The sequence below is a fragment of the uncultured Aquincola sp. genome, from assembly GCF_964001545.1.
Taxonomy (GTDB): Bacteria; Pseudomonadota; Gammaproteobacteria; order Burkholderiales; family Burkholderiaceae_C; genus Aquincola.
The window spans coordinates 1-4,396 of the sequence record NZ_CAXFDV010000182.1; the positions used below are offsets into that span (position 1 = coordinate 1).

At 69.9% G+C, this 4,396-nt stretch carries 4 protein-coding genes; 1 reads left to right on the plus strand and 3 read right to left on the minus strand.

Annotated elements, in window-relative coordinates:
* The 3 genes from ABNT58_RS06275 to ABNT58_RS06285 form a co-directional block, all read right to left on the minus strand.
* A partial coding sequence (locus ABNT58_RS06275; protein WP_348752648.1) for a BPSS1780 family membrane protein occupies positions 1-816 on the minus strand: 816 nt, incomplete at its 3' end.
* A gap of 16 nt (positions 817-832) precedes the next feature.
* Entirely contained in the window at positions 833-1,801 is a 969-nt protein-coding gene (locus tag ABNT58_RS06280) for a homoserine kinase (RefSeq protein ID WP_348752649.1), read from the minus strand.
* A gap of 6 nt (positions 1,802-1,807) precedes the next feature.
* The gene (locus tag ABNT58_RS06285) at positions 1,808-2,110 is read right to left on the minus strand and encodes a hypothetical protein (RefSeq protein WP_348752650.1); all 303 of its coding nucleotides are present in this window, start codon (positions 2,108-2,110) and stop codon (positions 1,808-1,810) included.
* Between the two features lie 49 nt (positions 2,111-2,159).
* Between ABNT58_RS06285 and polA the strand changes: the two genes are divergently transcribed.
* Positions 2,160-4,396: DNA polymerase I (gene polA / locus ABNT58_RS06290; protein WP_348752651.1), on the plus strand; the 2,237-nt coding region annotated here is incomplete at its 3' end.

Here is a 4,396-nt window from a genome sequence, read left to right on the forward strand (position 1 = left end):
CTCCGGCTGGCCGAAGGTGTCGACGAAGCTGAAGTACAGCGACACGTAGAAGGCCACGGTGAACATCAGCGCCGCCGGCATCGCGGCCACGCCCACCAGCTGGCGGGCGCCGATCAGCGAGAACACGGTGGCGGTGATGATGCCGAAGGCGCCCACCACCAGCGCCCAGGCCACGCCGTACATGAAGAAGGCGCCCTTGGTGCGCCACACCGCCAGCGTGCTGGAAAACAGCGCCTGCGCCAGGCCCTGGCCGCCCCACCACACCAGCGCCGGCGCATGCCAGAACGGAATGGCCAGCAGCGCCGCCAGCCCGAAGCGCACCAGCAGGCCGTTGATCAGCGAAGGGTCGGCCAGCAGTTGCTGCACCTCGGCCTCGTTGGCGCTGTCGGTGCCCTGGCCGCCGGCCATCAGCTCCTGCAGGCGGTCGAAGCGGCCGCCGTCGATGCTGTTGCTCAGCCAGATGATGAGCAGCGTGACCAGCGCATACAGCGCGCACAGCATCAGCAGCGTCTTGCGGCGGCGCTGGGCATCGGGCTGGCCGGCGGGTGCGCGCAGCGGCTCGATCAGCTGGCCCGGGTGCACCGGCCCGCCGGTGAGCACCGAGCGGGTGGCGATCATGTAGCCCAGCGACAGCAGCGGCAGCGCCAGCACCAGCAGCAGGCCGCCGGCCGGCAGCGCCATGGCCAGCACGCCGACGAACATGAAGCTGATGAACAGGCTGGCCAGCGCCATCGGCCGCTTGAAGAAGGCGCGAAAGCCCTCGCGCGTCCAGGCGATGCCCTGGCGCGGGGCGACCTCGTGAAGGTAAAACGTCATGGCGATGGGGCGGGGTTCAGCGCGCCGGGTGCCAGGGCTTGTCGATGCGCGCCCGCAGCACCCGTTCGAAGTGGGTGGGATCGTGGGGCTTGAGCAGCGCCGCATCGCGCGGCAGGTGGAAGTCCCACAGCCGCGAGGTCCAGAAGCGCAGCGCCGCGGCGCGCATGAGCGCCGGCAGCAGCCGGTGTTCGTTGCCGTCCAGCGGGCGTTGGGTTTCGTAGGCGGCCACGAAGGCGGCGGCGCGTTCTTCCACCAGCGCGCCGCTGTCCAGGTCGATGCACCAGTCGTTCAGGCACACCGCGATGTCGAACAAAAAGCTGTCGACGCCGGCGAAATAGAAGTCGAAGAAGCCGGTCAGCCGCTCATGGCCGGGCAGGCCCGCGAACATCACGTTGTCGCGGAACAGGTCGGCGTGGATGGGCCCGCGCGGCAGCGCCTGGCAGGCCGGCGAGGCGGCCAGCGCCTGCTGGAAGGCCAGCTCCTCGGTGATCAGCGCATGCTGCTCGGGCGTCAGGTGCGGCAGCACCGTGGGAATGGTGTCGGTCCACCAGGTCAGGCCGCGCAGGTTGGGCTGCTGGCGCGGGTAGTCCTGGCCGGCCAGGTGCATGCGCGCCAGCATGCTGCCCACCTGCTGGCAGTGGTGCAGGTCGGGCGCCAGCTGGTGGCCGCCTTCCAGCTTGTCCACCAGCGCGGCCGGCTTGCCCTTGAGCGTGTGCAGGATGCGGCCCTGCGCATCGGCGCGCGGGTCGGGCACCGGAATGCCGCGCTGCGCCAGGTGCTGCATCAGGTGCAGGTAGAAGGGCAGCTGCTCGAAGCCCAGCCGCTCGAAGATCGTCAGCACGTACTCGCCACCGTCGGTGGTGACGAAGTAGTTGGTGTTCTCGATGCCGGCGCGGATGCCGCGCAGCTCGGTCAGGTTGCCGACGCCCAGCGGGGCGATGAAGTTGCGGGCCTCGTCAACGGAGACCTCGGTGAAGACGGCCACTTCGCGTCAGAACGAGAGCACGTTCCACACCCGCTGGCCGGCCGCGCCGCGGCTGGCGCCGGCGGCCTGCACCATGTTGCGGGCGCCGTCGGCAGGGATGATCTCGTACTCGGCAGCGCCGCCCTTGGGCCGCACCACCAGGCGCTGGGTCTGCCCGCGCACCCGCAGTTCCTCGATGCGCACGCCGTCGTCCTCGATCACGGTTTGTTGCACCTTGGGCTCGATCGGCTCGGCCGCGGCGGTGCCGTGCAGGGCCGACAAGGCCAGGAGGGACGCCGCAAACGGCAGCAGGGAACGGGCGGGGCTCATGGCCGGGATTCTAGCGAGGCGGCCGCTGCAGCCGTCGCACAATCACCCAATGACCGAGACGACCACCGCCCCCGGCAACGACGCCCACTGCACGCCCGAGCCCGACGTGGCGCCGCCCACCACGCTGCTGCTGGTGGACGGCAGCAGCTACCTGTACCGCGCCTACCATGCGCTGCCCGACCTGCGCGGGCCCGACAACTTCCCGACCGGCGCGCTGCACGGCATGGTGTCCATGCTCACCCGGCTGCGCGCGCAGTTCCCCGCGGTGCATGCCGCCTGCGTGTTCGACGCGCCGGGCAAGACCTTCCGCGACGACCTGTACCCCGAGTACAAGGCCAACCGCGCCAGCATGCCCGAGCCGCTGGCGCAGCAGATCAAGCCCATCCACGAGGTGGTGCGGCTGCTGGGCTGGCCGGTGCTGGAGGTGCCGGGCATCGAGGCCGACGACGTCATCGGCACGCTGGCCCGCACCGTGGCCGCGCGCGGCGGCAAGGTGGTGATCTCCACCGGCGACAAGGACCTGGCGCAGCTGGTGGACGAGCAGGTGGTGCTGATCAACACCATGAGCAACGAGTCGCTGGACATTGCCGGCGTGCAGGCCAAGTTCGGCGTGCCGCCCGGGCGCATCGTCGACTACCTGACGCTGATCGGCGACACCGTGGACAACGTGCCCGGCGTCGACAAGGTGGGCCCCAAGACCGCCGTCAAGTGGCTGGCCGAGCATGGCTCGCTGGACGGCGTGGTGGCCGCGGCCGGCGGCATCAAGGGCGTGGCCGGCGAGAACCTGCGCAAGGCCCTCGACTGGCTGCCGATGGGCCGCGAGCTGGTGACCATCCGCACCGATTGCGACCTGGCCGCCCACGTGGCCGGCTGGCCGGAAGAAGCGTCGATGACGGCGCTGCACTTCGCCGAGCCCGACAACGCGGCGCTGCTGGACTTCTACGCCCGCTACGGCTTCAAGTCGCTGCGCCGCGAGCTGGAAGCGCGCATGGCCGCCACGCGGCAGATGTTCGCTTCGCCCGACGAGCCGTTTGCCGAAGGCCGTGGCGACCCCACCCAGCCCGGCGCCACCGTGAAAGAGCCGGTGAAGGTGGAGGGCAGCTACGAGACCATCACCACCTGGGAACGGCTGGACGACTGGCTGCAGCGGCTGCAGGCCGCGTCGCTGACCGCGCTGGACACCGAGACCGATTCGCTCGACCCGATGCATGCGCGCATCGTGGGCATCAGCTTCGCGGTGCAGGCGCACCAGGCGGCCTATGTGCCGCTGGCCCACAACTATGCCGACGCGCCCGACCAGCTACCGCTGGACGAGGTGCTGGCGCGCCTGAAGCCCTGGCTGGAAGACGCCGCCGCCGGCAAGATCGGCCAGAACGTCAAGTACGACACCCATGTGCTGGCCAACCACGGCATCCAGGTGCGCGGCTGGCGCCACGACACGCTGCTGCAGAGCTACGTGCTGGAAGCCCACCTCACCCACAGCCTGGAAAAGCTGGCCGACCGCCACCTGGGCCGCAAGGGCCTGAGCTACGAGGACATCTGCGGCAAGGGCGCCAAGCAGATTCCGTTCGCGCAGGTGGACGTGCAGACCGCCACCACCTACAGCGGCGAAGACAGCGAGATGGTGCTGGACGTGCACCGCGTGCTGTGGCCGCAGATCGAGCAGCAGAGCACCGCCGCGCCCAGCCTGCGCTACGTGTACGAGCAGATCGAGCTGCCCACCAGCGAGGTGCTGCAGCGCATCGAGCGCCACGGCGTGCTGGTGGACGCAGCCGCGCTGGCGCGCCAGAGCCAGCAGCTGGCCGAACGCATGATGGCGCTGGAGCAGGAGGCCTACGAGATCGCCGGCCAGCCCTTCAACCTGGGCAGCCCCAAGCAGATCGGCGAGATCCTGTTCAACCGGCTGGGCCTGCCGGTGCAGAAGAAGACCGCCAGCGGCGCGCCTTCCACCGACGAAGAGGTGCTGGAAAAGCTGGCCGCAGACTATCCGCTGCCGGCCCGGCTGCTGGAGCACCGCAGCCTCTCGAAGCTCAAGGGCACCTACACCGACAAGCTGCCGCTGATGATCAACCCCAACACCGGCCGCGTGCACACCAACTATGCGCAGGCAGTGGCGGTGACGGGCCGGCTGTCCAGCAACGACCCCAACCTGCAGAACATCCCGATCCGCACGCCCGAAGGCCGGCGCGTGCGCGAGGCCTTTATTGCGCCCGAAGGTCACCAGATCGCCAGTGCCGACTACTCGCAGATCGAGCTGCGCATCATGGCCCACATCAGCGAAGACCC

What these genes read in the sequence shown, in the direction of transcription:
- ABNT58_RS06285 (WP_348752650.1), bottom strand. Translation starts at nt 2,110, where the DNA reads ATGAGCCCCGCCCGTTCCCTGCTGCCGTTTGCGGCGTCCCTCCTGGCC.